This window comes from Hymenobacter daeguensis (assembly GCF_054780555.1).
The window spans coordinates 14,152-40,353 of the sequence record NZ_BAAGWC010000028.1 but is presented as its reverse complement, the minus strand read 5'-3'; the positions used below and the strand labels follow the sequence as shown (position 1 = coordinate 40,353).

Below are 26,202 nucleotides of genomic sequence, written 5' to 3'. Positions count from 1 at the left end.
CAAGCTAAGAGTGAAAGGGTAGAAGTGACGAGTTGGCAAAGTGTCAACTTTTCACGCTCGACCCCTAACTCTTCACTGATGTACAAAGCCCGTTGTCCCTGGCAACGGGCTTTTTCTATGTCCGTATCTTTGATAGCCTTATTGGACTGGCATTACGTTTGTCAAGGCTGGTCCGCGTTACTTTCTGTTATAATTTATGAATCGCCGCTGGCTCATCCTTACCCCTGCTATTTTATTTCTGCTGGCATCGGCGCAGCTGACGCTGGGCCCCGGCGATGCCGTACGCAGCATTCCACAGTCCAGCTTCGGGCGGGGCGAAACCATTAAATACACCGTGCACTACGGCCTCATCAACGGCGGCGAGGCCACCGTGGAAACCAGCGGCAGCCTGGAGCGCGTGAATGACCGGCCCTGCTACAAGGCCACCGTGAGCGGCAAAACCACCGGCTCGTTCGACTTTTTCCTGCGCATCCGCGACCAGTGGCGGGCCTACATCGACACCACCAGCATTCTGCCTATTCGGGCGCAGCGCGAGATTGCCGAGAAAAACTACCGCAAAAAGGAAACCGTCGAGTTTGACCACCTGCGCGACCTGGCCGAGGTGACCGACCACACCCACAACAACGCCCGCTCCACCGTGAAGGTGGCCAACAACTCGCTGGAGCTGGTGAGCGGCTTCTACTACCTGCGCACCCTCAATTTCGAGCGCATGAAGGTGGGCGACGTGGTGCGCGTGCCGGGGTATTTCGACGGCGACAATTTCATGCTGGAAGTCGTCTTCAAAGGGCGCGAGGTGGTAGAAACCAAGGCCGGCGATGTGCGCGCCTTCAAGCTGGTGCCCCGCATGCCGAACAACAAATTATTTCGCGGGGAAAACGCTATTTCAGTGTATTTTTCCGACGACCGAAACAAGATTCCGGTGCTTTTCCAGGCCGAGATGTTTGTGGGAACCGTGAAAGTGGACATGGTGGGCTATAAAGGCCTGAAATGGAAGCTGAACATGGCCAACTAGCATCCCGGCAATCCTTACTGGGCGCCGGCATGGCTATTTCAATCCAACGCTTCATACTCGATTTCTCAGTAGCCTCCGTAGCGGCGGCTTGCCTCGTCGGGGTGGTGCGCTACCGGCGGCTCGACCTGGCGCGGCGCTACCTGGTGTGGCTGTCGCTGCTGGCCCTTGTGGTTTCTGCAGGGGCAATGTGGCTACAGACTCACAAGCGCCCAAACCTGTTTCTGGCCCCCATCGATACCGCCATCGAGTTCACGCTGCTGGCCCTGATATACCGGCAAGTCCTGCAGCCGCTGAAGGTTGTAAGATACCTGCCAGCTGTCGTCGGGGTATTTCTGGCCGGCACGGCGCTTAGCTACCAGCCGCGCCTCGACACGGTGGAATTCAGTCCTGTGCAGCACTTTATCGAAGGCGTGCTGGTGCTCGCCCTGGTATTTCTGTACTTCCGCCACAAGCTGATGCGCCCCATGTCGATGGCGCCGTTGGAACGCAAACCCATGTTCTGGGTATCGGCCGGCCTGCTGCTCTACTTCTCCGGCAACATTTTTATTTTTCTCAGCAGCAACGCCGTGCTCAATCTATCGCATGAGCTGAGCCGGAACGTGTGGACCATTCATGCCATGCTCTACACCTTCCTGAACGGCTTTTACGTGGTGGCGCTGAGCGTGGACCCACAGCGGGCAGCCAACGTCACACAATCGTAACACAGGGCCCGCCCCGCGAGGCGGTACTTTTGCGGAAACATTGTCTCGCTTCACATTAAGCCCAACGCCCGTGACTGCTGCTAAATCGCCCGTGTACAAGATTCTCGTGGTTGACGACGACCCGGACATTGTCGAGCTGCTGGAGTTCAATCTGAAGAAGGAGGGCTACCAGACCGCCGCCGCCGCCGATGGCCGCAAGGCCCTGGAGATTGCCGCCGATTTCAACCCCGACATCATCCTGCTCGACGTGATGATGCCCAACCTCGACGGCATTGCCACCTGCCGCCTGCTGCGCGAGCAGCCCAAGTTCAAGGACACCTACATCCTGTTTCTGACGGCCCGCGCCGAGGAATTTTCCGAAGTAGCTGCCTTCGAAGCCGGGGCCGACGACTTCATCGCCAAGCCCATCAAGCCGCGCGCCCTGCTGGGCCGCCTGGCCGCCGTGAAGCGCCGCGACCAGGACCCGCACGCCGCCGTCGATGCCATCGACATCAACGGCCTGCGCATCGACCGCACGGCCTTCGCCGTGTACCAGGACGGCAAAAAAATCACCTTGCCCAAGAAAGAATTCGAGCTGCTGGCTTTCCTGGCCTCCACGCCCCACAAGGTGTTCAACCGCGAAGAGCTGCTCCAGAATATCTGGGGCAACGACGTATTCGTGCTGGCCCGCACCGTGGACGTGCACGTGCGCAAAGTGCGCGAAAAAGTGGGCGACCACCACATCCAGACCATCAAGGGCGTGGGCTACAAGTTCAACGCCGATTAAATTCTTCGTTCCGTCTGTCATCCTGAGCGCCGCGCAGGACCTTACCACGCCCGAATTACTTGGTGCGAGGTAATTAGGTCCTGCGCGGCGCTCAGGATGACTTATTTTTACCCCATAAGCCTTACGTCATGAACCTCTCCTCCCGCACCATCGCCATTCTCATTGCGCTGCTGGTGGCGGGCGTGCTCACCACCTACGCCCGCATTGGCCCCACGCTGGCATTTCGGGAGGCCTTTCTGGCGGCGGGCGTCACGGTGGCGGCCTGCTTTCTGCTGGTGTATCTGTCGTTTGAAGCCCTGATTTTTCGGGAAATCAACGGCATTTACGCGGGCCTGGAGCACATCAAGCGCAAGGAATTCAAGAAGCTGAGCAACAAGTTTTTGTTTCGCCCCGAGCCGGTGAAACGGGTGCGCGATGAAATCCTGCTCATGGCCGAGCGCCGCCAGCAGGAGCTGGACGAGCTGGTGCGCCTGCAGGCCCTGCGCCGCGAGTTTCTGGCCGATGTATCGCACGAGCTGAAGACGCCGCTTTTTGCCGCTCAGGGCTTCGTGCACACCATTCTCGACGATGAGGACGACGACATTGACCTCGCCACCCGCCGCAAGTTTCTGCGCAAAGCTGCCGCCAGCCTCGACACCCTCGATGCCCTGGTGCAGGACCTCGTCACCATTGCCCAGCTCGAAAAGGGCGTGATGCGGATGCGCCGCCAGCGCTTCGATTTGGTAGCGCTGGTGCTCGACATTTTCGAGCTGCTTGAGCAGCAGGCTGCCCGGCGCGGCACCACCGTCGAGCTGTTTCCGCCGACGCTGCCCGAAACCGGCCTGATGGTGGTGGCCGACCGCAACCGCATCCGCCAGGTGCTGGTGAACCTGATTGACAACGCCATCAAGTATGGCCGCGACCACGGCCGGGTGGTGGTGTCGCTGGTAGAGGGCAGCCGCTCGGTGCGCATTGCCGTGCGCGACGACGGGGCCGGCATCGCCGCCGAGCACCAGGCCCGCATCTTCGAGCGGTTTTATCGGATTGACAAAAGCCGCTCCCGCGAGTCGGGCGGCTCGGGACTGGGCCTGGCCATCAGCAAGCACATTGTGGAGGCTCACAAGTCCACCATCAAGGTAAAAAGCGCGGTGGGCGAAGGCACTACCCTCGAATTCAAGCTGAATAAGCCCAAAGGGGCGTTGGGCGGAAAATAACCGGCCGCTGTGCCATGTGCAGCAAAGCAGACCGGCCCGTTAGCCGGGCGCCCAAGTCCCCGCTATCTACCTTTGCAGCTTCCTATGAAGCTTCCCAATTTTTCCGACCTCGTTATTTTCGAAAACGACGACTACCTCGTCGTCAACAAGCCGCCGTTTCTGGCTACGCTCGATGAGCGGGTGGGCGGCGCGCCCAATATGCTGCGCCTGGCCCGCCAGCACCACGACGATATTCAGGCCGCCCACCGCCTCGACCGCGAAACCAGCGGCGCGCTGGCCTTTGCCAAAAACCCGGCCGCCTACCGCCACCTCGCCATGCAGTTCGAAAACCGCGAGGTAAAAAAGCAGTACCACGCCGTGGTGTGGGGCACTCCGCAGCTCACCGATGAAGTGGTGGAGCGCAGCATCGAAACCACCAGCCGGGGCAAAGCCCGCCTCGCCTACAAGGGCAAGCCCGCCGAAACCCACTTCACCACCCTCGAAACCTTTGCCCGTCACGCCCTCATGCTGTGCGAGCCCGTGACCGGGCGCATGCACCAGATTCGCTTGCACCTCATGTACTTGCAGGCCCCCATTGTGGGCGACAAAGACTACGGCGGGGAGGATTTCTACCTGTCCTCGCTCAAGAAGAAATTCAACATGAAGGAGGGCGAGGAAGAGCAGCCCTTCATCAAGCGCTTTGCGCTGCACGCGCTGCGCCTCCAGTTCACGGGGCTGAATGGAGAAGAAATTTCAGTAGAGGCGCCGTACCCGAAAGACTTTCGGGTGCTGGTTGATGTGCTGAGCCAGAACCGCTAAGCGCAGCGCTAGCGCACCCGCTCAAACACCACCGCCCGCGTGCTGTCGCCCTCCGGATGGTAGGGGTCGCGGGGCAGGGCTTCCTGCCAGCGCTGCCGAAACCGGGCATCGGCGCGCAGCTCGGCCAACGGCACCCGGGCCTCGGTACGGGCAAACCAGTCGTCCCAAACCAGCAGCGTGCCCACCGGAATCAGCTCCAGGCGCGGCCCCGTCATCAGGACAAAAATGGGATGCACCCGGGGGTTGAAGGGGTCGTTGTGGGCGGCCAAGGCCACGTAGGGGAACTCGTAGGCCAGCGGCGGCGGGGCCGCGCCATAAGTTTTTTGTATCCAGGCGGCGGCATGGTCCACCACGCGCTGGTCGGCGGGCTGCACGAAGTCGCGCTGCCAGCGCAACGCACTGCGGGCCCCCGTGAACACAAATGCCACCGCCGCCACCGCGCCCCCCAGCCGAATGCGCCGCCGGGCTTTGGGCGTGCGGCCCAGCGCGGCAGCCCAAGCCAGGCCATTGAGGGCCACCACGGCCAGCAGCGGCACCATGCCATCGAGCACCCGCGTGAGGCCGAAGGAATGAAACAAGCCTTTGGCCCAGAAGATGGTATGCGCCAGCACAAACACCGTGACGCTGCCATACACCAGCAGTAGCTCGGCGCCGAACCACGCCTCCTGCCGCCGCTCGGCGGCCAGGCCATTCAGCACCATACGGGTGCCGCCCAGCACTATCAGCACCACCAATACCCAGCCCACCACGCCCGGCATGGCCCGCAGAAAGTGATTCCATTCGCCGTGGCCGTAGGCTGGCACCGTGGCGTAAGGATTGCGGCCGAACACCCAGCCCAGCTCACCCAGCACTAGCCCACCCACCAGGCTATACGCCACAAAACCCAGCGCCAGCAGCGGCAAAAACCGCCATTGCCGCTGCCAGGCCAGATACACCACCCACACCCCCAGGAGGATAAATCCTTCGGAGCGCACAAACGGCAGCCACGAAACCAACGCCGCCGACCAGCCGGGCCGCCCGGCAAACACCAGCGCCACCGCGCCCACCAGCACCAGTCCAAACAAGGGCTCGGTAAGGCCCGAAAACTGAATCAGGAAATAGTCGGGAGCGGCGTAAGCAAACAGGATGGCCAGCTCCGGGGCCGGCAGGCGCAAGGCTCGCGCCACCACGTAGGCGCACCACGCCGACGCAGCAGCCACTGCGCACTGAAACAGCTTCATACCCATGAAACCGGCCTGCGCCGGCCCGGCCGATAGCAGCGTAAACACGGGCTTGGCCCAGGAATCCAGAAAATTCAGCGGATACTGAAAGGCATAGCGGGCGTAGAGGAAGTGCTTGATGCTGTCGCCCGAGTCATAGGTCCCCTTCGTGACGAAGGCCATGATGACGGACAGCGTCAGCAAACCGGCCAGCAGGAGCCGGGCGCGGCGGTCAGCAGCGGCAGTATCTAAAAATCCGGCGGGGACACTCATGAGCAGCAATAAGCTTCAAAAGTACGCTGACAGCTGCGTGAACGCGCCCCCGCCCCCTGGCAGGAATTGCCCGCCAACGAGCGGGCTTAGAAAAACTACTGGGCCATGCTTTGCTATTTCGCGACAAATCAGTACCTTTGTGTCCGTTTTTCCCGAAGCCTTCCGGGCTCCGAACTCATATTCAATAGTTTAGCATACCTTTTTTTCGACTCATGGACCACCTGAGCTTCAAGACGACCCACGTCAATAAGGCCAACGCCCAGAAGAGCTGGGTTATCGTAGACGCCAGCGTGGCCCCGCTGGGCCGCGTTGCCAGCCAAATTGCCAACATCCTGCGTGGCAAGCACAAGCCTTCGTTCACCCCCAACTCCGACTGCGGCGACAACGTTATCGTGCTCAACGCTGACAAGCTGCGCGTGACCGGCAAAAAACTGACCGAGAAGGTTTACATCACCCACTCGGGCTACCCCGGCGGCCAGAAGCGCCGCACCGTGCGCGAGCAGATGAACCGCGACTCGCGCCGCGTGATTGAGCACGCTGTGAAAGGCATGCTGCAAGACAACCGCCTCGGCGCCGCTCAGTACCGCAACCTGTACGTGTACGCCGGCACCGAGCATCCCCACGAGGCCCAGCAGCCCGTGGCCATCGAACTGAAAAACCTGTAATTCTTTTGAATGTGCTAAATGTGGCCTGATGTGAAAATATGGAGAATTTCTCCGCCTTTTCATATCCTCACATTTTCCACATTCAGCACATTTTCACATTTTTTTAACCTAATGGCAATTACCAACACCTCTGGTAGAAGAAAAACCTCGGTGGCCCGCATCTACATGCAGGCCGGGCAAGGGAATATCACTATCAATGACCGGGACATGAAATCGTACTTCAGCAACGAATTGCTGGAGAACGTAGTGAATCAGCCCCTGGCAATTCTTGAGCAAGTCGGCCAGTACGACATCAAGGTGAACGTGAAAGGCGGCGGCATTTCGGCTCAGGCCGAGGCTATCCGTCTGGCTATCACTAAGGCTCTGGTTAGCGACAACGAAGAAGTTCGTCCTGCTTTGAAAAAGGAAGGCTTCATGACCCGCGACCCGCGCATGGTGGAACGCAAGAAATTCGGCAAGCGCAAGGCTCGTCGTTCGTTCCAGTTCTCGAAACGCTAATCCAGGAGGAAATACATCATGGCTCAGACGACTTATAAGGACCTGCTCGACGCAGGTGCCCACTTTGGTCACCTCACCCGCAAGTGGGACCCCAAAATGGCGCCGTACATCTTCATGGAGAAGAACGGCATCCACATCATTGACCTCAACAAAACGCTGGTTTCGCTTGACTACGCAGCCCAGGCTATTCGCAACATTGCGAAGAGCGGCCGCAAAATCATGTTCGTAGCCACGAAAAAGCAGGCGCAGGAAATCGTTACGACGGAAGCCGAGCGCTTGAAAATGCCTTTCGTAACTGACCGGTGGTTGGGTGGCATGCTCACCAACTTCGCCACGGTTCGCAAGAGCCTGAAGAAGATGGCCACCATCGACAAGATGGTGAAAGAAAACACCGCCTACGCCGCACTGGCCAAGCGCGAGAAGCTGATGATGTCGCGTGAGCGGGAGAAGCTCGGCCGTGTGCTGGGTGGTATCGCCGACCTCGGCCGTCTGCCCGCCGCCCTGTTCGTCGTGGACGTGAAGCGCGAGCACATTGCCGTGAAAGAGGCAGCTAAACTGGGCATTCCGGTTTTCGCCATCTGCGACACGAACTCGAACCCCGAGCTGGTGCAGTTCCCGATTCCTGCCAACGACGATGCTTCGAAATCCATCCAACTGATTGTTGGCGTGATTGGCAAAGCCATCGAAGAAGGCCTGTCGGAGCGCAAAGTTGACAAAGAAGATGCCGACCGCAAGGAAGCCGACGAAGCCGCCATTGCTGAGAAAACGGCTGCTGACGAAGAATAGTCTCTTCTTAGCTCTTTGAAAGAAGGGAACCTTCGAGTAGTCTAGGCTCCGGAGGTTCCCTTTTTCTTTTCGTAGCGCGGACTTTTAGTCCGCGCCCCCATTGTAAAAACAACCATTCACTTAATTCGCGGACTAAAAGTCCGCGCTACTTCCAATGGCCGCTATTACCGCCGCAGACGTAAACAAGCTCCGCACCATGACCGGTGCCGGCATGATGGATTGCAAAAAAGCCCTGACCGAAGCCGATGGCGACTTCGAAGCTGCGCGCGACATTCTGCGCAAGGCGGGTCAGAAAATCGCTGACAAGCGCGCCGAGAACACCACGTCGGAAGGCTTTGTGGCTGTGAGCGTGAGCGAGGACGGCACCAACGGCAAGCTGGTGGCCCTGGCCTGCGAAACGGAGTCGGTAGCCAAAGTGGCTAACTTCCGTGAGCTGGTGCAGCGCATTCTGGACGCCGCCGTGCGTACCAACGCCGCTACCAAAGAAGACCTGCTGGCCGTGAAAGAGGACGATGGCCTGACCATTCAGGAGCACATCACCGACCTGACCGGCAAAATCGGCGAGAAGCTGGACCTGACCTACGTGACCCTGACCGGTGAGAAAGTGGCTTCGTACATCCACTCCGACAGCAAGAAAGGCGTGCTCGTGGCGCTGAAAAACGTGGGCTCGGCCGACGCTGCTGCCGTGGGCCGCGACGTAGCCATGCAAATCGTGGCCATGAAGCCTGTAGCCGTTGACAAAGACGGCGTGGACTCGGCTACGGTGGAGCGCGAAATCGAAATCGGCAAAGAGCAGGCGCGTGCCGAAGGCAAGCCCGAAGCCATGCTGGAGAAAATTGCCCAGGGCAAGCTGAACAAGTTCTACAAAGAGCAGACCCTGCTGAACCAGGAGTTCGTGAAAGACGGCTCGATGACCATCGCCCAGCTGCTCGACAGCAAGTCGAAAGGCATGACCGTGACGGACTTCAAGCGCGTAGCTATCGGCGCTTAATTGCGGCTGACTGCTACCTTAAAAGCCCCGCTGGCAGTGTGCCGGCGGGGCTTTTTTATTGACAATGCCGGTGGCTGAATCGGCTTGACGACCGGTAATTATTGCCGCTATCAGCAAAAAGCCCGCCCATGGTCGATATTGTTCGCCTTTCGGGCGGGAAAATGGCTGCCGGCATTTAGCTGGCTGGTAATTTGCCTAAGCTGGTCGCCAAAGGCCGAACGATGAAAGAAATTCGGCCCGTAATGGCAATCAGGGCCCTTGTCAGGGCTTTACCTCCTACTCCTTCTTTGGAATAAATGAAAGCGTTTTCAAATCGAATAGCCGGGGCGCTGGTGTTGCTGGCGGCAACCGGCAGCCTTGCGTTTCTGCCTCATAAGGCGAACAAGGTTTATGTTTCTGACTATGAGAATGTGCTGGGCACATCCATGGAAATTAAAACGACGGCCGATGCCGAGCAGCACGCCGCGACGGCTGAGCATGCCGCCCTGCGGGAGGTGGACCGCTTGAATAAAATTCTCAGCGGCTACGATGCCGGCAGTGAGTTCAGCCGCTGGATGAAGGCGGGGAAAGCGCCGGTGGCCGTTTCGGCGGAGCTGTATGAAGTGCTGGCGTTGTTTGAGCAGTGGCGGGTGCAGAGCGGCGGCGCGCTGGATGCCTCGGCCGAAACGGTGAGCAAGCTGTGGCGCGAGGCCGCCAGGCAGAACCGGCAGCCGACGGAAGCGGAAATTGCCACGGCCGTGGCGGCCGTGCACCAGCAGCATTACGTGCTGAATGCGCAAAACCACACGGCCCGGCATACGAGCGACGCGCCGCTGATGCTCAACTCCTTCGCCAAAAGCTACATCATGAACAAGGCGGCGGCGGCGGCCCTGGCCACGCCCGGCGTGGATGGCGTGGTGCTGAATATTGGCGGCGACATTCTGGTGCGGGGCGCGCACACGGAGCAAATCAACGTGAGCAACCCGAAGGCTGACGCGGAGAACGATGCGCCGGTGGCGCAGCTTCAGCTTCATGACAAGACCATTGCGACCAGCGGCAACTACCGGCGCGGCGTAAGCATTGGCGGCAAGTGGTACTCGCACATCGTGGACCCGCGCACGGGCCTGCCGGTGAGCGAGGTAATCAGCGCCACGGTGGTGGCCGATAAGGCGACGGATGCCGGCGCGCTGGCCACGGCCCTGAACGTGCTGCCAACTGACGAGGGCAAGGCGCTGGTAGCAGCCGTGCCCGGGGCCGAATACATGCTCATCACCGCCGACGGCAAACGGCTGGAAAGCGCCGGCTGGAAAAAGCTGGAGCTGCCCGCGGCCAAAAGCAGTGCGGAGAAGCCGGCTTCGGCTACGAAAGATAAGCCCTGGGATGCCAAGTACGAAGTGGCCATCAACCTGGAGCTGGCCACGATTGAGGGCATGCGGGTGCACCGGCCTTTTGTAGCGGTGTGGGTGGTGGACGCCCAGAATGCGCCGGTGCGGCAGGTGGCGCTGTGGTACAACAAGCCGCGCTGGCTCAACGACATGCGCTCGTGGTACTCGACGTATTACGAGCAGTTTGCAGCCGGAAACAATAGCATCAGCTCGACTACCAGCGCCACCCGCTCGCCGGGCAAATACACGCTGAAATGGGACGGCAAGGACGACAAAGGAAACCCGGTGAGCCAGGGCACCTACACCGTGTACATTGAGGTGGCCCGCGAGCACGGCACGCACCAGCTGCTGAAGCAGGAAATCAGCACGAAGAAGGCCCAGCGCTTCGACCTGCCTGCCAACACCGAAGTAGCCTCGTCGTCAGTAGATTACCGAAAGAAAACGGATGAAAAGTAGCGACGAGGCGCCCAAGGTCGGGCCCGGCGTGCCCGGCAAAGCAAAACAGGTGTGGCGAAAGCGCACGGCCTCGGCTTCGCGCTGGCTGCACCTGTACCTGTCGATGCTCAGCTTCTTCGTGGTGCTGTTTTTCTCGGTGACGGGCATTACCCTGAACCACGCCGAGTGGTTTGACGGGCAGCAGGTGGAGAAAAAGCTCAGCGGCACGATGCCAGCCGCGTGGGTAAACGTGCCGGACACGGCCAAAATCAATAAGCTGGCCGTCGTGGAATTTCTGCGCAACAAGTACGCCATCAAGGGCGCGGTGAGTGACTTTGTGGCGGAGGACGACCAATGCTCGCTCTCCTTCAAAGGCCCCGGCTACAGCGCCGATGCCTTCATCAAGCGCAAGGACGGCAGCTTCGAGCTGACGGAGGTGCGCCTGGGGCTGGTGGCCGTGCTGAACGACCTGCACAAGGGCCGCGACAGTGGCTCGGGCTGGAGCTGGCTGATTGATGTATCGGCCGGCTTCCTGGTCATCGTGTCATTGAGCGGCCTGGCGATGCTTTTTTTCCTGAAGAACAAGCGGGTAAAAGGGATTCTGGTTGCTGTTGTGGGCGCGGCGCTTTGCTACCTGGTGTATGGGCTATGGGTGCCGTAGCGGATATCCGGCTGCTTGATAATTCCGGCATGCCACGCGTGGCCGAGGCATGACGTTTTTCATCAACAGGCTGTCTGTTATTTCTGCTCCTGCCACGCCTGCACCCGCGCCCTGACGTTCTCGCGGATGTTCATGTAAAACAATGCATAATCGGCAATGTGGCGGGAGTAGCGCAGCTGCTTTTTGCCGGAGGGCGGGAAGTGCGGGAAGCCCTTGAGCCGGGGGGCATTCACCCACAGCTGGCCGTGGTGAATCTGGGCGTCGGTGATGTGCGGATGGACGTGCTTGAAGCGAATGCTGACCCCGCCCCGGTTGAGGCTGGCCGGGGCCAGAGCAGAATCGAGCGTCCAGGTCAGCGGATTGACGACGACGCTGGGCTGAAACAGGGACGATTCATGGCCGGCATCGGAGCTATTGTAGGCAATGAAGCAATCCGTCGCCAGCGAATCGGGGCAGGGCTTGATGGTTTGAAACTCGTTGGGTTTCACCTGGAAGCCGATGAGGTAGGCCGCGACCAGCTGACGGCGCAGCTTCGTGTCTTTATCCAAAAACTCGTGCAGCAGGCGCGTGGCGTGGTCGGTGCCTTGGCTGTGGCCGGCGATGATGAACGGCCGCCCCTGGTTGTAGTGCGCGAGGTAGTATTGGAAAGCCGTCCGAACGTCGGAGTAGGCCAGTTCCAGGGCTTTCTGGCCGTTGGGCTCTTTGTCGAGAAACGAATAAAGCGTGGCTTGGCGGTAGCGCGGCGCGTAGATGCGGGCCGTGGCATTGAACACGCTGGCCTGCTGCTTGATGGTGGTGCGGTCGGTGTACTTGTTCAGCCCCTTTTTGCGCACGTCGCCGTTCCAGTGCCGGGGCGAGTAATAGGTGGTGGGGTGCACGAAGAAGACATCGACGGCGGCTGTAGCCTGGGCATCGCGCAGGCTGGAATGCCGGGGCACGGCATCGGCCGAATCGCGCCGCGTGGGCAGGGCTGCCCAGCTACCGGCCTGCGCATAATCGGGCGCGGGCGGGGGGGTATACTTCTCAAACGCCCGGCCCGGCTTGAGCAGCAGCCTGATGCAGCCATTCAGCGGCAGGAGCAACAGCGCAAGCAACGCGGTGCGGAGGAAGGAAGGGAGCACAAGCATGCTGTAATACCGTGCGTCAGGCTGAGCGCAGCCGGAGCATTGCTGCCGCAATAGTAACTGAATTACTTGCGCGGCCGCGATGCTCCGGCTGCGCTCAGCCTGACGCTCTTTTTTAAGTCAATGTGACTGGCCAGTGCGTCAGCTGCCGGGGCTCGCCGGCGGCGTCGTAAAGCAGCGTGAGGGGCTCGGCAGGCTTGGCCACCACATCGGCCAGGGTAATATTCCAGCGGTGCCACATTTCGGCCAGGGCCTGGGTGTAGGCGCTGTTTTCCCAGGGGTTGAAGATGGAGCCGGCCACGTCGTCCAGCAGCGCATCGAATACCAAGTGGGTATCGCCCGCCCGGGGGTAGCGGGGGTAGATGTCGGGCACGATGTTGAGCAGGTGCGCGGCGTAGTACACGCGGGCCTTGAACTCGGCAATCTGCACGGGATGCAGCGGGCGCTGGGCGTCGGCGTACACTTTGCGCATGGCCTGGCCCACGAGGCCGATATCGACGAGGCACGCTACCAGCACGGCTTTATCGAGCTTGATGCTGAAAACGAGCGTATTCAGGTCGTCGTCGTACTCGAAGGGAATAACGTCTTCGGTGGGGTCGGCTTCGAGCACGAACACGGAGCCGGGCACAAAGTCGGCGTACTCGGTGGGCACGCGCAGGCCCTGCAGCAGCTGGTAGAAGGCTTGGAAGCGGCGCACCAGCGCGGCGTTTTCGGCCAGCGGGTACCTGGGTTTTATCAGCGGCTCCTGCTCGTTCAGCAGCTCGGTGATGAAAATGCCGTAGAACATTTTGCCCATCCACAGAAACAGCGTGTCGTCGCCGAGGGCGCGTAGCGCGGCGGGGCCCTGCAGGCTGGCCGCCTCTACCCTGCTTTCCAGCTCTTCGATGCGCTGGCGGGCGGCGGCAGTGGCGGGAATCTGCAGGTCGGCCATGCGCACGATGCGCTGGTCGAGCAGCTGAATGGGGCGGTCGGCCAGGTGGTAGCGGGCTTGCAGCCACTCGGCAAAGACGGGCACGGTATCGGCAGGGCGCACGGGCTGGCCGCTGAGGAAGCAGGTTTCGGGGCCGAACCGCATGCCGTCGAAGGGGTCGTAGGGCAGCAGGTCGGCGGGGGTAAGCTGGGTCATATAAAAGCAGGTAGCGCGAGCCTTGTGGTTCGCGTCCCCACGCCGGCCGGAATATCCGGGCGGCGTGGGGACGCGAACTACAAAGTTCGCGCTACAATGGTTACGAACCCGGGCGGTTAGCGCGAGAGCGTGTTGCCAGCCTTGATGAGCAGCTTGCTCAGGTTGGTGAGCGGAGCGGCGTAGTCGCCGCCGGCTTCGTCGGCCACCTTGGCGGTTTCGGCCCCGAGGCTGGCCAGGACTTCGGCAATGTCGTGGGCGGGGGTTTTGCTGTCGGCCAGCAGCTCGCTGAGCTGGTTGAGCTCCTGCTTGATTTTGGCCAGGCCCGGGCGGTCCGAAGCCGCCAGCACGGCGGCCCAGCGCTCAACTTCGCTGCGGCCCTGCGGGCCGGAATTGGTGGGCGTGCTGGCCGTGAGGAAGGTGAGGGTGTCGTCGAGCAGCGCGGTATTTTGCTGGTCGCTCACGGCCATGGGCACTTCGGGCGTGGCGGGCGTTTGCGGCGTGGTGGCGGTGGAATCCATGAGAATGCGAAAAAAAGAAAAAGGCGTAAGGGGCTATACTCATGCCGGCCCCGAAAAGTTAGCGGGACGGTTGGCGCAAGGTAGCGGGTTACCTTTTGGCAAGGCGATAATTAAGGTCATCATCTCACCCTCATTTTCACAGTTACCATGAAATTTTCCGTTAAAACCCTGTTTGTAGCTGCCGCCGTTGCCTTCGCCGCCACCGCCTGCGAGCAAACCAAAACCACCGAAACCGTAACCACGCCCGAAGGCACCACCGCCACCGTCACCACGGATTCGACCACCGCCATGTCGGCCGAAGAAGCCGGTGCTAAAATGGACGCCGCCGGCGACAAGATGGAAGGCAAGATGGAAGAAGCCGGTGCCAAGATGGATGCCAAGATGGAAGAAGCCGGCGCTAAGATGGACGCTGCCGGTGCCAAGATGGACGCCAAGATGGAAGCCGCTGGCAACAAGATGGAAGCCATGGGCGAAGCCGCCAAAAAATCGGCCGAGCAAACCAAGGAGAACATGAAAGAAGCCGCCAAGAAGTAATTCACCTACTTCCATTAAGTGGCCCGGCCCGGACGTTGCAGCGTCCGGGCCTTTTTGTTTCTGAGGGGGTGAAGGAGCCTTCGCCTTCGCCCTGCCCTCGGCCTAAGCATTGGCTATTTCCAGCAGCACCTCGTAGTACGAGCGCCCCAGCGTGCGGGCGCGCAGCCACGAATAGAAGCTGATAACCTGCAGGTCTTCCCGCTCTTCGGAGATGAAGTGCGGCAGGTGCGAAACCCGGTTGGCGAAGTCCCGGTTGTGCTCGGCAATGGGGTTTTCCAGGAGCTCGCGCACCATGGCCAGGTAGGTGAGCACGGGCACGTAGGGGCCGCCGGCGGGCACGGCCACCGTGCCCGCCACGGCATCGGCCGGCACGGCGGGAAACTGCTCGCGAATGGTGCGCTCGATGGCTTTGATGCGCGCCAGCGCCAGCTCGGGGTTGTTGAGCTCGGCCTGGATAAGGGCTTCGCCAATGTTGCGGTTCAGCATCCATTCCAGGCCCAGGTGCTGCTCCAGCCAGTGGTCGGTGCGGGCCAGGCTGAGCAGGGCCTGGTTGGCTTTGGCAAATTTGCCTTCGGCGAAATAGTGGAAGGTGAGCTGGAAGCGCAGCGTGAGGTCGTCGGCGGTGCTGAGGGATTTGGCGTCGCGCAGCACCTTTTCGAGCAGCTGAATGCTCTCGGCATTGCGGCGCAGGAAGGCGTAGTTGGCCGCCAGCAGAAACGTGAAGCGCGGACTGTGCTCCCCAGACTGCCGGCCCGGCGCGGCGGCCAGCAGCGCCTGGGCCTTTTCCAGGTACGCCACCGAATCGGCGAAGCGGCGCGAGCGGTAGAGGGCGTGCGCCAGCATGTACAGCAGCTTGAGCTGGTGCCCGCGCTGGGCCGGCGCAAAGCCATGCCGACGCTCCATGAGGTTGTAGCACCGCTCGATGAAGATGGCGAACGACGAAAAATCGCGCCGCACCAGCATGGCATTGCGGGCGATGGACATAAGCCGGCTCAGCAGCGAGGGCGAGCGGGCAAAGGCTTCCTGCAGGTCGTACTCGGCCAGAATGTTCTGCAAAATGCCATCGACCGACACGGCGGCGCGGCCGCGCACGCGGGCTTCGCGCAGGCGCTGGCGCAGCAGGCTGTCGGCAATGTTGGCGCGCTCTTCTTCGTCGGCGGCCTTTTTGTTGGCGCGGTAGCGGGGCAGAATCTCGGCGAGCGGCTCGGCGTGGGGCGAGTCGGCGTGCTGAATCTGAAGGTTGTATACGGCATTCAGCAGCTCGTACTGCTCGCTTTCGCGGCCCAGCTTTTCGGCCTTGCGCAGCGTGTTCCAGGCCAGGCGCGGAATGCCGGCCTCGAACAGGTACTGCGCCAGCGTGAGGTGGCCGCGCACAGTGGCGGCGGCGGTGGTATCGAGCTGGCGCTGGCGCAGGAGCAGGTAATCGGTGAGATGCCGCATGAGGCGCTTGCGCAGCGCGTAGTAGGCCACGGGGTTGGGCTCGTCGGGGTAGAGCTGGGCCACCAGCTGCTCGGGCTTCAGGGCCTTGGCGCGCACCAGCAGCTCGTAGAGGCGCGAGTCGAGGCGGCCGGCCACCTTGCGGCGCTGCCGCTGAATGAAGCGGCCGAAGTCGCGCCGGTCGTCGGGGCTGAGGGTCAGGAGCGTGGTGCGGAGGTCGTCCATAGGTAGAGCTGAATATTACGGGCTGGTTGAAATATCCTTTTATTGCCGGATTACAAATTATGAATCAGCCGATTGCACCACGCAAGTACATTTAAGCAACGTCTGACAAGTCGCAAAATACGGTTGAAACCGGACTATGCAGCTGCGCACCTTTGGGCATCATTCACCCTTCGCCCTTGCCTCATGCTCACACGCTTACTATTGCTGCTCCCCTTCCTGCTGTTGCTGGCCGGCGCGGCCCGCGCCCAGGACCTACTCACCAAGCGCAACGGCGAGGAAATTGCCGTGAAGGTGGTGGAAATAACTCCCGCCGAGGTGCGCTACCGCCGCACCGACAACCCCGACGGCCCGCTCATCAGCGTCTGGAAATCGGAGGTATTCATGGTGCGCTATGCCAACGGCACGAAGGAGGTTTTCGGCAGCGCGGTGGCTTCTCCCGGTGGCCGCTTGGTGCCGCGGGCAGAAGTCAGCGCGCCTTTTCCCGGCGAGGTGCCGACGGTGAGCAACCAGTCGCCCGACGATGCCATCCTCGACGAGCCCATTCACCTCGACGGGCCGCGCGTGGGCTTCACGGTCTTGTCGGGCGGGGTGCTGGACAAAGCCCGCGAAAACATTTCCGACCTCAACCCCTTCCTGACGCAGTTTGGCTGGCAGTTCGAGAGCCGCCTGTTTCGAATGCCCAACGGGGTGAGCGGGCTGGTGGAGCTGGTGCCGCTGGTGGGCGGCCTGGAGCAGGGCAAGTTTATTCCCAGCGTGAGCGGGCTGCTGGGCATTCGCGGGGCCAAGGGCTTCGAATTCGGCCTCGGGCCCAACGTGACGCCGCTGGGCGCCAACCTGGTGCTGGCCGTGGGCTCGTCGTTCAAGTCCAACGGCATCAACTTTCCGGTGAACGTGGCCGTGGTGCCCGGCAATGGCGGGGCCCGCGTCAGCCTCATGCTGGGGTTCAATGCCCGGCATCGGTAGCAGTGGTTGCATTACTTAGTTATTCGCCACCGCCCATGCACCGCATCCTGATTTTTCTGTTTCTGACGGGTTTCCAGCAGGTACACGCCCAACACACGCCAACGGATGTAATCCTGTGCACCGACGGCAACGAGCTGGCCGGCCATGTGCTCACGATTTCGCCGCTGGAGGTGCGCTACCTGCCGCCGGCCAGCGCCGATACCCTGCGCCTGGCAGCGGCCGATGTGTTTCTGATACGCTACGCCAACGGCACCCGCGAAGTGCTTCACCCGCGCACTGCAACCGGCTCCGGCAAGAACGACCTGCTGCCAGAGCTGACCGGCCTGCAACGGCAAACGCTGGGCCAGCAGGATGCGCGCCGAAACTACCGCAGCCGCTCACCGCTCTGGGGCTCGCTGGGCGCAACCCTCTACGGCGGGCCGCTGGTGGGGCTGCTGGCACCAGCCATCATAGCCCCGCATCGGGTAGCGGAGCGCAACCTGAATGCGCCGCGCCCGGAGTTGCTGCAAGACCCCGTGTACAACCACGCCTACCGGCAGGAGGCGCACCGGTGCAAGCGGGGCCGTGCCTGGACGGGCTATGGCATAGGGGCCGGGGCATGGCTGCTATTGATTGGAGCCCTATCGGTTTCGGCGCAGTAGCGGCCGACGTGCAAAATTTCGGCATTCCGGCGGCCCGGTTCAACACTGCCCAAAAGCCCTGCGTACAAGCCCTACAAACGCTCCATCTCCCACCCACATTTCTCTTAACTTCTTTCAATCATGGATATCAACAACAATAACATCGGCGACAGCACCGAGCTCAAGGCTCGCGGCAACTGGAACGACATCAAAGGCCAGGCCAAGCAGAAATGGGCCAACCTGACCGACGACGACCTGACCTACGACGAAGGCCGCCAGGATGAATGGTTCGGTAACCTCCAGAAGAAGACCGGCGAAACCATCGACAACATCAAAAACTGGTTCAACGAGAAAACCGACAACGCCACGGCTTCCACCACCGGCACCGAGTGGCGCGCCCGCGGCAACTGGGACCAGGTGAAAGGCCAGGCTAAGCAGAAGTGGGGCAACCTCACCGACGATGACCTGACCTACGAAGAAGGCAAGCAGGACGAGTGGTTCGGCCGCCTGCAGGAAAAAACCGGCGAAGCCGTCGACGACATCAAAGCCTGGTTTCAGCGCACCTTCTAATTCCGAATTACCCCCCCCGATGAAGTAGCACCGCCTTCCAGCCCCACACGTAGCTGCTTCGTCGTCGAAAGCCCCTCCTGATTTCAGGAGGGGCTTTTTTGTTGGTTGTTTTTTGTATTAAGCTCGTCTTAAATCTCATATACGGCTTCATTATTGCTTTTCGGGCAGTGTACTCAATGCCTGCTCTATGAAAGCAAACCGTTTACGCTTACCACGCTGGAGTCTGTTTTTGATGGTGCTGATTTTCAGCCGAAACCTGGCAACTGCGCAGGGCACTGCTATTGACCCAACCTTTCTGCCGGCGGTGGTATACAAGCCGGCTTCCCTGGAGCAGGCCATTCAGCAGGCCGATGGCAAGCGGGTGCTGCTCGGCGACATGGTGCGGGCCAGCGGCAGCAGTGCAACCAGCCTTGTGCGGCTGCTGGCCAACAGCACCCAGCCCGACCCTGTGTTCCGCGCAAATGTGCAGGGGCTGCAAGGGCGTGTCTTGTTCATCAAGCTGCTGGCCAACGACAAGTTTCTGCTGGTAAGCGACGGGGCGCTGACGCTGGGCAACGTGACCCGGCAGCACCTGCTACGCCTTAATTCAGATGGAACTCCCGACGCCGGGTTTGATGCCGGCACCGGGGCAAGTGTCGTCAATGGCTTCTATCGTGCCAATATTGCCTATGCCGTGGGCCAGCCCGATGGCAAGCTCTTGGTAACGGGCCTGTTTACGCGTTTCAACGGCCAGACGGTAGGCGGGCTGGTGCGGCTCAACGTGGATGGCAGCCTCGACACCTCTTTTCAGCAGGCGCTGGGCAGCGGCCTCGACGGCAATGGACAAGCCGTTGCTTTACAGGCCGATGGCAAAATTGTGGTGGTGGGCTACTTCGAATATGTGAGCGGCATCAGCCGGATATCGGCGGTGCGGCTGATGCCCTCGGGTGCAATTGATTCCAGCTTCGTTGTTCCCATTCCCGGCGTCGCCAATTTCAATGGCGTAGCTATCCAGCCCGACGGCAAGCTACTGATAACGGGTGGCTTAGGCTCGACTTGGCCCACACTGGTCCGCCTGGAAACAACCGGCGCGGTTGATGCCAGCTTCCAGACTGGTAGTGGCTTCCAGACCGTGACAGGCAGCCGCTATTGCCCCACCGTCATTCCACAGCCCGACGGCAAGCTGTTGGTTCGCACGTATTCAAGCACTTACAATGGCACGCCAGTGGGCAGGCTGGTACGCCTGCTCCCTACCGGTGCGCTCGACCCGAGTTTTAACAATCTGACGACCGTACCCGCTCGCGATGCCCTGACCTCGGTGCAATTGCTGCCCAACGGCCAGTTGCTGGTTACCACCGCCGGCACCACGCACTACGCCCCAGCCGGCAGCCTCACCACCGGCATTGCCCTGCTCAATGCCGATGGCACGCACGATACGTCTTTCTTGCCCTTGCTACAGGCCCCCGGGCTGGTGCAGGACATCGTGCGGCAGCCCGATGGCAAGTACATCATAGGTGGGCACTTCACGGAATTCAACGGCGCGACCGTGGGCAACCTGGCCCGCCTGAATGCGGACGGGTCCCTCGATGCGTCGTTCATAGCCACTGCTTCGGATGAAGTCAATTGCCTGCTGCGCCAGCCCGATGGCAAGTTGTTGGTGGGCGGCTGGTTTACGCAGATTGCAGGCAATGCACGCCAGGGACTGGTTCGGCTGCTGCCCACCGGCGCGCTTGATACCAGCTTTGCACCACCATTCATTGCCTCAGAATTTACCCACATCGACAAAGTTGCCTTGCTGAATGATGGCCGGATTATCACGGCTGGCACAAAGGCCTTAGTAGGCGCTACTCAGAATACCAGTTCCAACCTTTTCTGCTTCGATGCGGCTACCGGGCAAGTGGACCCTACTTTTCCCACTTCCTATTACGCCTATGATATGCTGGTGCAGCCCGATGGCAACATTGTGATAGCCGGCCAAACTACCATCAACGCAATCCCGCGCTTTCTTTTCCGCCTTTTGCCCAGCGGTGCCATCGACCCTGCGTTTGTGCTGACCAGTGGCGCGTCTACTGCTTTGGAGCTCGCTCGGGATGCCAGCGGGCGGTTGTATGTGTTTGGCACATTCGTGTCTTTCGGCGGCTCGCCCGTTACCAATGTCGCACGCCTGCTGTCCACCGGCAGCCGTGACCCCAGCTTTGCGGCCGTAACGCAAATTCCTTACATCTACGACATCGCCGCCCAGCCCAACGGCCGCCTGCTGCTGGGCATCAGCAGCACCAGCACTGGCACACTGCGCCTGCTGCCCACCGGCGTACCTGATGCCAGCTATGCAGCTACTGCCGGCCCGGCTACTAGTGTGCGCCATCTACTCATTCAGCCCGACGGAGCCATCATGGCGGTTGGCGATTTTACTTCCGTAGGCGGCCAGGCAATCAGCGGCGTGGTGCGGCTGCTCGATGCCAATGTGCTGAGCGTTTCCAACCAAAAACTGGCGACCCTTACCCAAGCCTGGCCCGTGCCCGCCCACAGCCAGCTCCACCTGAAGCTAGATGCCGCCAGCCGCCCCCAGCGCGTGGAGCTGCTTGATGCCTTAGGCCGCGTTGTCCTCGCTCAATCAGTGGCCCAGCCCGAACTCACCTTCGATACCACCCCGCTGCGCGCCGGAGCTTACGTGCTGCGGGTGCAGTACGCCAGCGGCCCTGTCACGCGGCGCGTGGCGGTGGAATAGAGGGGCAAGCATCCAGTTGCTTCTGTTCAGAAAAACGGCCCCGTAGCTAATGTTACGGGGCCGTTTTTCTGAACAGAAGGCAGGCGCTACACGGTAGCTGTTTCGGCCACATAATCGGCCAGGTACTGGTACCGCTCCGTGAGTTTACCTCCCTTCGCGATAGTAGCGCGCGCAATCACGCCCTCTACGTCGTCGCCCACCAGGTGCGGCAGCACGTTGTCGAGCAGCTGGCGGCCGAAGTCGCGGCTGGCGTTGCGGGGCAGCTCGCAGGGCAGGTTGTCCACGGCCATTTCGGTGATGTTTTCGGGGCGTGAGTAGGGCGGCTCCAGCTCACCGGTGGCGGGGTTGTAGTCGAACGCCGGGTCGGCAATGCTGCTGCTACGCTTGGTGGTGGGAATGGAGCCGTTCACGTCGCAGGTCACGTCGGCAATGGTGTTGATGCGGAAATCCGGCCGCCGGGTATCGGCTTCGGTGAAGAGCAGGGGCGCGGCCGGGTGCCAGTAGGCGCAGGCAATGAGCAGGTCGGTGACGGGCAGGAAGTTGCCGAACGTCGATTCGTACTCCTCGGGCTGCTGGTGGAAATTTCGGGTATCCCACACGCGGCCGTCGCGGCGGCGGTTGTAGTCGGAGCTGCGCAGCTGCGTGTACACCGGCTCGTTGAAGTTCAGGTACAGGTAGTCGTACACGCTCACCCGCCGGATGCCCATGCGGTCGAGCACTTCCAGCGCGCCCTGCGCCACGCGCCCCGAGCCGGTCACGGCCATCTTGATGGGCGGCAGCTTCTTCACCTTAAAAAACTCCTCCTGCATGTCGTCCATGTCCACGCACTGGTAGGCGGGCTTCAGGTCATACAGCCCGTGCTTGCGGCCGTAGGTGAGCAGGCCGTTGTAGGCCCCCACAATGCCGGCGTAGCGCCCGAAAGCCACGATGCGCTCGCCGCGCTCGTTGGTCAGCAGCTCGTAGTCGATGAGGGTGATGTTCTTCTGCAGCACGGCTTGCAGCAGCTTGCGGTTGGCGGGCTGCTTCTTCACGGTGTGCGAGAAGAAGAGGTAGGTTTTGTTGGGAATGAGCTGGTCGATGGGCACTTCCTTCACGCCCATCAGCACATCGCAGTCGCTCACATCGTCGCGCACCTCAATGCCGAGGTCGCGGTATTCCTGGTCCTTGTAGCTGCGCACGGCGCTGCTCTGGGCCACTACGTGCAGGCCGGAAAAGGTGGCCTGCGCTTCGACGCACTTTTTGGGCGTGAGGGGCACGCGCTTGTCGGGCGGGGTTTTGCCTTCGCGAATGAGGCCAATGGTAAACGGCATACGGGTGGGATTGGGGGTGAGTTTGGGTGGGGCAAAGCTATTGGTTTTGCCAGTAGGGGCGGGGCCTGCCCCCACCCGGACGCCGGACGATGCATCCCGGCTTCGCTCACACGCAGGCGGGGGCAAGCGCCTCCCCTTACTGCATTTGCCGGGCAAATCCTACCGGTGGCAATCCTTTCGACCGTACCTTTGTTGTCCCGGAATACCAGCCCCCTCCCCCATCTTTTTTTTGTGTTTATGTCGTTGAAATTCTCGCCAGTCGATGTTTTTGAGGCCCGCCACAATGCGCCCGGCACCGACGCCCAGGCCGCCATGCTCCGCACCATCGGAGTCGAGAGCATTGAGCAGCTGATTGCTGAAACTGTGCCGCCCGCCATCCGCCTGAAAAAGCCCCTCGACTTGCCCGCCGCCCTCAGCGAACGGGCTTTTTTGGCGAAATTCAAGCAGATTGCCAGCCAGAACCAGGTCTTCAAGTCCTACATCGGCCTCGGCTACCACGACACCACCCTGCCCCCCGTCATCCAGCGCAACATTCTGGAAAACCCGGGCTGGTACACCGCCTACACGCCCTACCAGGCCGAAATTGCTCAGGGCCGCCTCGAAGCCCTCATCAATTACCAGACCGTGGTCATTGACCTCACCGGCCTCGAAATCGCCAACGCCAGCCTGCTCGACGAAGGCACCGCCGCCGCCGAGGCCATGCACATGCTGCACAGCCAGACCAAGAAAAAAGGCGCCAACCAGTACTTCGTGTCGGAGCAGGTGCTGCCCCAGACCATCGACCTGCTGCGCACCCGCGCCACGCCGGTCGGCATCGAGCTGGTGGTGGGCGACCACCGCCAGGTGGACCTCAGCAATGAGGGCTTCTTCGGGGCCATGGTGCAATATCCCGCCGCCGATGGCGAGGTATTCGACTACTCAGCCTTCATCGCCGACGCGCAGAAAAACAACGTTTTCGTGGTGATGGCCGCCGATTTGCTGGCCCTCACGCTCCTCACCTCGCCCGGTGAGCTGGGCGCTGATGTGTGTGTGGGCAACTCGCAGCGCTTCGGCGTGCCGATGGGCTACGGCGGCCCGCACGCCGGCTTCTTCTCCTGCAAAGAGCAGTTCAAGCGCGTGATTCCCGGCCGCCTCATCGGCCAGAGCGTAGACGCCGCCGGCAACAAGGCCTACCGCATGGCCCTGCAAACCCGCGAGCAGCACATCCGCCGCGAAAAAGCCACCAGCAACATCTGCACCGCCCAGGTGCTGCTGAGCGTGCTGGCCGGCATGTACGCCGTGTACCACGGCCCGCAGCGCCTCCAGCAGTTTGCCACCAACACCCACCTGCTGGCCCAGACCCTGGAAGCCGGCCTGAAGAAGCTGGGCGTGGAGCAAACCAACGAGTTCTACTTCGACACCCTGAACCTGCGCCTCGAAAGCACCGAGATGCAGCAAGCCCTCAGGAAAGAGGCCGAAGCCGCCCGCCTCAACTTCCGCTACTTCGACGAGGTGCGCGTGGGCATCTCGCTGAACCAGAACACCGAGCTGCACGACGTGGCCGACATTCTGGACGTCTTCGCCAAAGTGCTGGGCAAGGAGGCCGACCAGCTGGCCGAAGAAATCGAAGCCGACGACCTGCGCCTGCCCGCCGCCCTGGTGCGCAGCAGCGAGTACCTCACGCACCCCGTCTTCAACACGCACCACGCCGAGCACGAGATGCTGCGCTACATGAAGCAGCTCGAAAACAAGGACTTGAGCCTCGCTCACTCCATGATTGCGCTCGGCTCCTGCACCATGAAGCTGAACGCCACCGCCGAGATGATTCCGGTGACCTGGCCCGAAATCGGCGGCCTGCACCCCTTCGCCCCCATTGAGCAGGCCAAGGGCTACGAGCAGATTTTCTCGGACCTGCAAGCCTGGCTGTGTGAGGTGACCGGCTTCGCGGCCGTGAGCCTGCAGCCCAACTCGGGCGCGCAGGGCGAATACGCCGGCCTGCTGGCCATCAAAGGCTACCACGACGCGCGCGGCGACCACCACCGCAACGTGGCCCTGATTCCGGCCTCGGCCCACGGCACCAACCCCGCTTCGGCCGTGATGGCCGGCATGCAGGTAGTGGTGGTGAAAAGCACCGAAGACGGCAACATCGACGTGGCCGACCTCAAGGCCAAGGCCGAGCAGTACGCCGCCAACCTGAGCTGCCTGATGGTGACCTACCCCAGCACGCACGGCGTGTACGAGGAAACCATTGTGGACATCTGCCAGACCATCCACCACCACGGCGGCCGCGTGTACATGGACGGCGCCAATATGAATGCCCAGGTGGGCCTCACCTCCCCCGCCACCATCGGGGCCGACGTGTGCCACCTCAACCTGCACAAAACCTTCTGCATCCCGCACGGCGGCGGCGGCCCCGGCGTGGGCCCCATCGGCGTGGTGGAGGACCTCGTGCCCTACCTGCCCGGCCACGCCGTGGTGCCCGTCGAGGGCCGCGACCACGGCTCGGTATCGGCCGCGCCGTGGGGTTCGGCCAGCATTCTGCCCATCAGCTACGCCTACATCTCGATGATGGGCGGCGACGGCCTGCAGCGCGCTACCGAAACCGCCATCCTCAACGCCAACTACATCAAGGCGCGCCTCGAACCGCACTACCCTGTGCTCTACACCGGCAGCCACGGCCGCTGCGCCCACGAGATGATTCTGGAATGCCGCCACTTCAAGAAGGCCGGCATCGAGGTCGAAGACATTGCCAAGCGCCTGATGGACTATGGGTTCCACGCGCCTACGGTGAGCTTCCCCGTAGCCGGCACGCTCATGATTGAGCCCACCGAAAGCGAAAGCAAAGCCGAGCTTGACCGCTTCTGCGACGCCATGATTTCCATTCGCAAGGAAATTGCCGAAGTAGAGTCCGGCAAGGCCGACGCCAAGGAGAACGTGCTCAAGCACGCGCCCCACACCGCCGCCACCGTTCTCGTGCACGAGTGGACCCGCCCCTACACCCGCGAAAAAGCCGTGTACCCCATGGAGTACGTGCGCGCCAACAAGTTCTGGCCCGCCGTGGCCCGCATCGACTCGGCCTACGGCGACCGCAACCTGATTTGCAGCTGCACGCCCATTGAGGAATACGCCGACCAGGAAGAGCATCTCGTGCAAGCCGACAAAGGCCCGTCGTATTAAGAGTCAGGAGTTAAGCGTCAAAAAGGCCCGTCTGACATTTCAGACGGGCCTTTTTGACGCTTAACTCCTGACTCTTAACCTATTTACTGCCCCGCTCGCCGAAGCAGCGGCGGTCCATGTAGCCGGTCAGGGTCTGGCCGTTCTTCTCCAGCCGGACGCGGACGAAGTAAGCGTTGATGGTATCGGTCACCTGAACCTCGTTGCCGGCGGTGGTTTGCGAGAGGATGGCTGAGGTTTTGGTCATGCCGTCGTACACGGGGCAATCCACAATAGTGTTGTGCGCCACCGGCGCATGGTTGCCAATTGGTTTGCGCATTTCGTCACGCGATGAGGAGCAGGCGGTAAGCAGGCTGGCGATTGACAAAACCAAAAGGGCAGTGCTTTTCATTGAGCGAACAAAAATGTATAGTGGGAATTCGGGGGTAAGGTAGGATAAAATCCGGTTATCTCAAGCCCCGCCCCCCGGAAAGTAGTCGCTTAAATTCCTACTTCGGCCGACCAAAAGATGAACGACGGGCTGTCGTTTTTCGTTAGCATCATAGCCTCCGAAACCATTCTGGCTCTTCCACC

At 61.3% G+C, this 26,202-nt stretch carries 24 protein-coding genes; 17 read left to right on the top strand and 7 right to left on the bottom strand.

Annotation, left to right across the window (positions count from 1 at the left end):
- Positions 1-196 precede the first annotated feature (196 nt).
- The 5 genes from ACYVHT_RS20040 to ACYVHT_RS20020 all read left to right on the top strand — a co-directional run bounded on the left by ACYVHT_RS20040 (position 197) and on the right by ACYVHT_RS20020 (position 4,470).
- Complete coding sequence (locus ACYVHT_RS20040) at positions 197-1,012, top strand: DUF3108 domain-containing protein (RefSeq protein WP_460556297.1); 816 nt, start codon at positions 197-199, stop codon at positions 1,010-1,012.
- A 29-nt stretch (positions 1,013-1,041) separates the two neighbouring features.
- Entirely contained in the window at positions 1,042-1,713 is a 672-nt protein-coding gene (locus ACYVHT_RS20035; protein WP_460556294.1) for a hypothetical protein, read from the top strand.
- Between the two features lie 70 nt (positions 1,714-1,783).
- Positions 1,784-2,479 carry a response regulator transcription factor gene (locus ACYVHT_RS20030; RefSeq protein WP_460556291.1) on the top strand — a complete coding sequence of 232 codons (696 nt, stop codon included), beginning with the start codon at positions 1,784-1,786 and terminating at the stop codon, positions 2,477-2,479.
- Between the two features lie 128 nt (positions 2,480-2,607).
- Positions 2,608-3,672, top strand: a complete 1,065-nt coding sequence (locus ACYVHT_RS20025) for a sensor histidine kinase (RefSeq protein WP_460556288.1) — start codon at positions 2,608-2,610, stop codon at positions 3,670-3,672.
- Positions 3,673-3,756: 84 nt separating this feature from the next.
- A complete protein-coding gene (locus ACYVHT_RS20020; protein ID WP_460556285.1) occupies positions 3,757-4,470 on the top strand; it encodes an RluA family pseudouridine synthase in 714 nt (237 codons plus the stop codon).
- Between the two features lie 8 nt (positions 4,471-4,478).
- Here ACYVHT_RS20020 and ACYVHT_RS20015 read toward each other — a convergent pair whose 3' ends face one another.
- A complete protein-coding gene (locus tag ACYVHT_RS20015; protein ID WP_460556282.1) occupies positions 4,479-5,942 on the bottom strand; it encodes a hypothetical protein in 1,464 nt (487 codons plus the stop codon).
- A gap of 212 nt (positions 5,943-6,154) precedes the next feature.
- On the opposite strand from ACYVHT_RS20015, the gene rplM reads away from it, so the two are divergent.
- The 6 genes from rplM (at position 6,155) to ACYVHT_RS19985 (ending at position 11,342) form a co-directional block, all read left to right on the top strand.
- A complete protein-coding gene (gene rplM / locus ACYVHT_RS20010; protein ID WP_460556279.1) occupies positions 6,155-6,607 on the top strand; it encodes a large ribosomal subunit protein uL13 in 453 nt (150 codons plus the stop codon).
- Between the two features lie 111 nt (positions 6,608-6,718).
- Positions 6,719-7,105, top strand: coding sequence for a 30S ribosomal protein S9 (gene rpsI / locus ACYVHT_RS20005; RefSeq protein WP_460556276.1), 387 nt, complete (start codon positions 6,719-6,721; stop codon positions 7,103-7,105).
- A gap of 18 nt (positions 7,106-7,123) precedes the next feature.
- Positions 7,124-7,891: a small ribosomal subunit protein uS2 gene (rpsB, locus tag ACYVHT_RS20000; RefSeq protein WP_460556273.1), complete on the top strand. Its 768-nt coding sequence runs from the start codon at positions 7,124-7,126 to the stop codon at positions 7,889-7,891.
- Positions 7,892-8,045: 154 nt separating this feature from the next.
- Positions 8,046-8,882 (top strand): translation elongation factor Ts, encoded by an 837-nt coding sequence (tsf, locus tag ACYVHT_RS19995; protein ID WP_460556270.1) that lies wholly within the window; start codon positions 8,046-8,048, stop codon positions 8,880-8,882.
- Between the two features lie 425 nt (positions 8,883-9,307).
- Positions 9,308-10,702, top strand: coding sequence for a DUF2271 domain-containing protein (locus ACYVHT_RS19990; protein WP_460556267.1), 1,395 nt, complete (start codon positions 9,308-9,310; stop codon positions 10,700-10,702).
- Positions 10,692-11,342, top strand: a complete 651-nt coding sequence (locus ACYVHT_RS19985) for a PepSY-associated TM helix domain-containing protein (protein ID WP_460556264.1) — start codon at positions 10,692-10,694, stop codon at positions 11,340-11,342. Before ACYVHT_RS19990 ends, ACYVHT_RS19985 begins: the two co-directional genes overlap by 11 nt.
- Before the next feature lie 77 nt (positions 11,343-11,419).
- Here ACYVHT_RS19985 and ACYVHT_RS19980 read toward each other — a convergent pair whose 3' ends face one another.
- The 3 genes from ACYVHT_RS19980 to ACYVHT_RS19970 all read right to left on the bottom strand — a co-directional run bounded on the left by ACYVHT_RS19980 (position 11,420) and on the right by ACYVHT_RS19970 (position 14,110).
- A complete protein-coding gene (locus ACYVHT_RS19980) occupies positions 11,420-12,463 on the bottom strand; it encodes a DUF3089 domain-containing protein (RefSeq protein WP_460556261.1) in 1,044 nt (347 codons plus the stop codon).
- 118 nt (positions 12,464-12,581) lie between these two features.
- Positions 12,582-13,592 carry a hypothetical protein gene (locus ACYVHT_RS19975; protein ID WP_460556258.1) on the bottom strand — a complete coding sequence of 337 codons (1,011 nt, stop codon included), beginning with the start codon at positions 13,590-13,592 and terminating at the stop codon, positions 12,582-12,584.
- Positions 13,593-13,708: 116 nt separating this feature from the next.
- A complete protein-coding gene (locus ACYVHT_RS19970; RefSeq protein WP_460556255.1) occupies positions 13,709-14,110 on the bottom strand; it encodes a hypothetical protein in 402 nt (133 codons plus the stop codon).
- 147 nt (positions 14,111-14,257) lie between these two features.
- Between ACYVHT_RS19970 and ACYVHT_RS19965 the strand changes: the two genes are divergently transcribed.
- On the top strand, positions 14,258-14,644 hold the full coding sequence (locus ACYVHT_RS19965) for a hypothetical protein (RefSeq protein ID WP_460556252.1): 387 nt from the start codon (positions 14,258-14,260) through the stop codon (positions 14,642-14,644).
- A 102-nt stretch (positions 14,645-14,746) separates the two neighbouring features.
- On the opposite strand, the gene ACYVHT_RS19960 is transcribed toward ACYVHT_RS19965, so the two are convergent.
- The gene (locus tag ACYVHT_RS19960; protein ID WP_460556249.1) at positions 14,747-16,306 is read right to left on the bottom strand and encodes a tetratricopeptide repeat protein; all 1,560 of its coding nucleotides are present in this window, start codon (positions 16,304-16,306) and stop codon (positions 14,747-14,749) included.
- A 183-nt stretch (positions 16,307-16,489) separates the two neighbouring features.
- Here ACYVHT_RS19960 and ACYVHT_RS19955 point away from each other — a divergent pair, with 183 nt between their 5' ends.
- From ACYVHT_RS19955 to ACYVHT_RS19940, 4 genes are all read left to right on the top strand, one after another.
- On the top strand, positions 16,490-17,269 hold the full coding sequence (locus ACYVHT_RS19955; RefSeq protein WP_460556246.1) for a hypothetical protein: 780 nt from the start codon (positions 16,490-16,492) through the stop codon (positions 17,267-17,269).
- Between the two features lie 35 nt (positions 17,270-17,304).
- A complete protein-coding gene (locus ACYVHT_RS19950; RefSeq protein WP_460556244.1) occupies positions 17,305-17,910 on the top strand; it encodes a hypothetical protein in 606 nt (201 codons plus the stop codon).
- 120 nt (positions 17,911-18,030) lie between these two features.
- Entirely contained in the window at positions 18,031-18,459 is a 429-nt protein-coding gene (locus ACYVHT_RS19945) for a CsbD family protein (RefSeq protein WP_460556241.1), read from the top strand.
- A gap of 187 nt (positions 18,460-18,646) precedes the next feature.
- Positions 18,647-21,166 (top strand): T9SS type A sorting domain-containing protein, encoded by a 2,520-nt coding sequence (locus tag ACYVHT_RS19940; protein ID WP_460556238.1) that lies wholly within the window; start codon positions 18,647-18,649, stop codon positions 21,164-21,166.
- Between the two features lie 86 nt (positions 21,167-21,252).
- Here the strand turns inward: ACYVHT_RS19940 and ACYVHT_RS19935 are convergent, their stop codons facing one another.
- Complete coding sequence (locus ACYVHT_RS19935) at positions 21,253-22,476, bottom strand: NAD(P)-dependent oxidoreductase (protein WP_460556235.1); 1,224 nt, start codon at positions 22,474-22,476, stop codon at positions 21,253-21,255.
- A 237-nt stretch (positions 22,477-22,713) separates the two neighbouring features.
- On the opposite strand from ACYVHT_RS19935, the gene gcvP reads away from it, so the two are divergent.
- On the top strand, positions 22,714-25,632 hold the full coding sequence (gcvP, locus tag ACYVHT_RS19930; protein ID WP_460556232.1) for an aminomethyl-transferring glycine dehydrogenase: 2,919 nt from the start codon (positions 22,714-22,716) through the stop codon (positions 25,630-25,632).
- 79 nt (positions 25,633-25,711) lie between these two features.
- On the opposite strand, the gene ACYVHT_RS19925 is transcribed toward gcvP, so the two are convergent.
- A complete protein-coding gene (locus ACYVHT_RS19925) occupies positions 25,712-25,948 on the bottom strand; it encodes a hypothetical protein (protein ID WP_460556229.1) in 237 nt (78 codons plus the stop codon).
- Positions 25,949-26,202: the final 254 nt, after the last annotated feature.

What these genes read in the sequence shown, in the direction of transcription:
- ACYVHT_RS20040 (WP_460556297.1), top strand. Translation starts at nt 197, where the DNA reads ATGAATCGCCGCTGGCTCATCCTTACCCCTGCTATTTTATTTCTGCTG.
- ACYVHT_RS20035 (WP_460556294.1), top strand. Translation starts at nt 1,042, where the DNA reads ATGGCTATTTCAATCCAACGCTTCATACTCGATTTCTCAGTAGCCTCC.
- ACYVHT_RS20025 (WP_460556288.1), top strand. Translation starts at nt 2,608, where the DNA reads ATGAACCTCTCCTCCCGCACCATCGCCATTCTCATTGCGCTGCTGGTG.
- ACYVHT_RS20020 (WP_460556285.1), top strand. Translation starts at nt 3,757, where the DNA reads ATGAAGCTTCCCAATTTTTCCGACCTCGTTATTTTCGAAAACGACGAC.
- ACYVHT_RS20015 (WP_460556282.1), bottom strand. Translation starts at nt 5,942, where the DNA reads ATGAGTGTCCCCGCCGGATTTTTAGATACTGCCGCTGCTGACCGCCGC.
- rplM (WP_460556279.1), top strand. Translation starts at nt 6,155, where the DNA reads ATGGACCACCTGAGCTTCAAGACGACCCACGTCAATAAGGCCAACGCC.
- rpsI (WP_460556276.1), top strand. Translation starts at nt 6,719, where the DNA reads ATGGCAATTACCAACACCTCTGGTAGAAGAAAAACCTCGGTGGCCCGC.
- rpsB (WP_460556273.1), top strand. Translation starts at nt 7,124, where the DNA reads ATGGCTCAGACGACTTATAAGGACCTGCTCGACGCAGGTGCCCACTTT.
- tsf (WP_460556270.1), top strand. Translation starts at nt 8,046, where the DNA reads ATGGCCGCTATTACCGCCGCAGACGTAAACAAGCTCCGCACCATGACC.
- ACYVHT_RS19990 (WP_460556267.1), top strand. Translation starts at nt 9,308, where the DNA reads ATGGAAATTAAAACGACGGCCGATGCCGAGCAGCACGCCGCGACGGCT.
- ACYVHT_RS19985 (WP_460556264.1), top strand. Translation starts at nt 10,692, where the DNA reads ATGAAAAGTAGCGACGAGGCGCCCAAGGTCGGGCCCGGCGTGCCCGGC.
- ACYVHT_RS19975 (WP_460556258.1), bottom strand. Translation starts at nt 13,592, where the DNA reads ATGACCCAGCTTACCCCCGCCGACCTGCTGCCCTACGACCCCTTCGAC.
- ACYVHT_RS19970 (WP_460556255.1), bottom strand. Translation starts at nt 14,110, where the DNA reads ATGGATTCCACCGCCACCACGCCGCAAACGCCCGCCACGCCCGAAGTG.
- ACYVHT_RS19965 (WP_460556252.1), top strand. Translation starts at nt 14,258, where the DNA reads ATGAAATTTTCCGTTAAAACCCTGTTTGTAGCTGCCGCCGTTGCCTTC.
- ACYVHT_RS19960 (WP_460556249.1), bottom strand. Translation starts at nt 16,306, where the DNA reads ATGGACGACCTCCGCACCACGCTCCTGACCCTCAGCCCCGACGACCGG.
- ACYVHT_RS19955 (WP_460556246.1), top strand. Translation starts at nt 16,490, where the DNA reads ATGCTCACACGCTTACTATTGCTGCTCCCCTTCCTGCTGTTGCTGGCC.
- ACYVHT_RS19950 (WP_460556244.1), top strand. Translation starts at nt 17,305, where the DNA reads ATGCACCGCATCCTGATTTTTCTGTTTCTGACGGGTTTCCAGCAGGTA.
- ACYVHT_RS19945 (WP_460556241.1), top strand. Translation starts at nt 18,031, where the DNA reads ATGGATATCAACAACAATAACATCGGCGACAGCACCGAGCTCAAGGCT.
- ACYVHT_RS19940 (WP_460556238.1), top strand. Translation starts at nt 18,647, where the DNA reads ATGAAAGCAAACCGTTTACGCTTACCACGCTGGAGTCTGTTTTTGATG.
- ACYVHT_RS19935 (WP_460556235.1), bottom strand. Translation starts at nt 22,476, where the DNA reads ATGCCGTTTACCATTGGCCTCATTCGCGAAGGCAAAACCCCGCCCGAC.
- gcvP (WP_460556232.1), top strand. Translation starts at nt 22,714, where the DNA reads ATGTCGTTGAAATTCTCGCCAGTCGATGTTTTTGAGGCCCGCCACAAT.
- ACYVHT_RS19925 (WP_460556229.1), bottom strand. Translation starts at nt 25,948, where the DNA reads ATGCGCAAACCAATTGGCAACCATGCGCCGGTGGCGCACAACACTATT.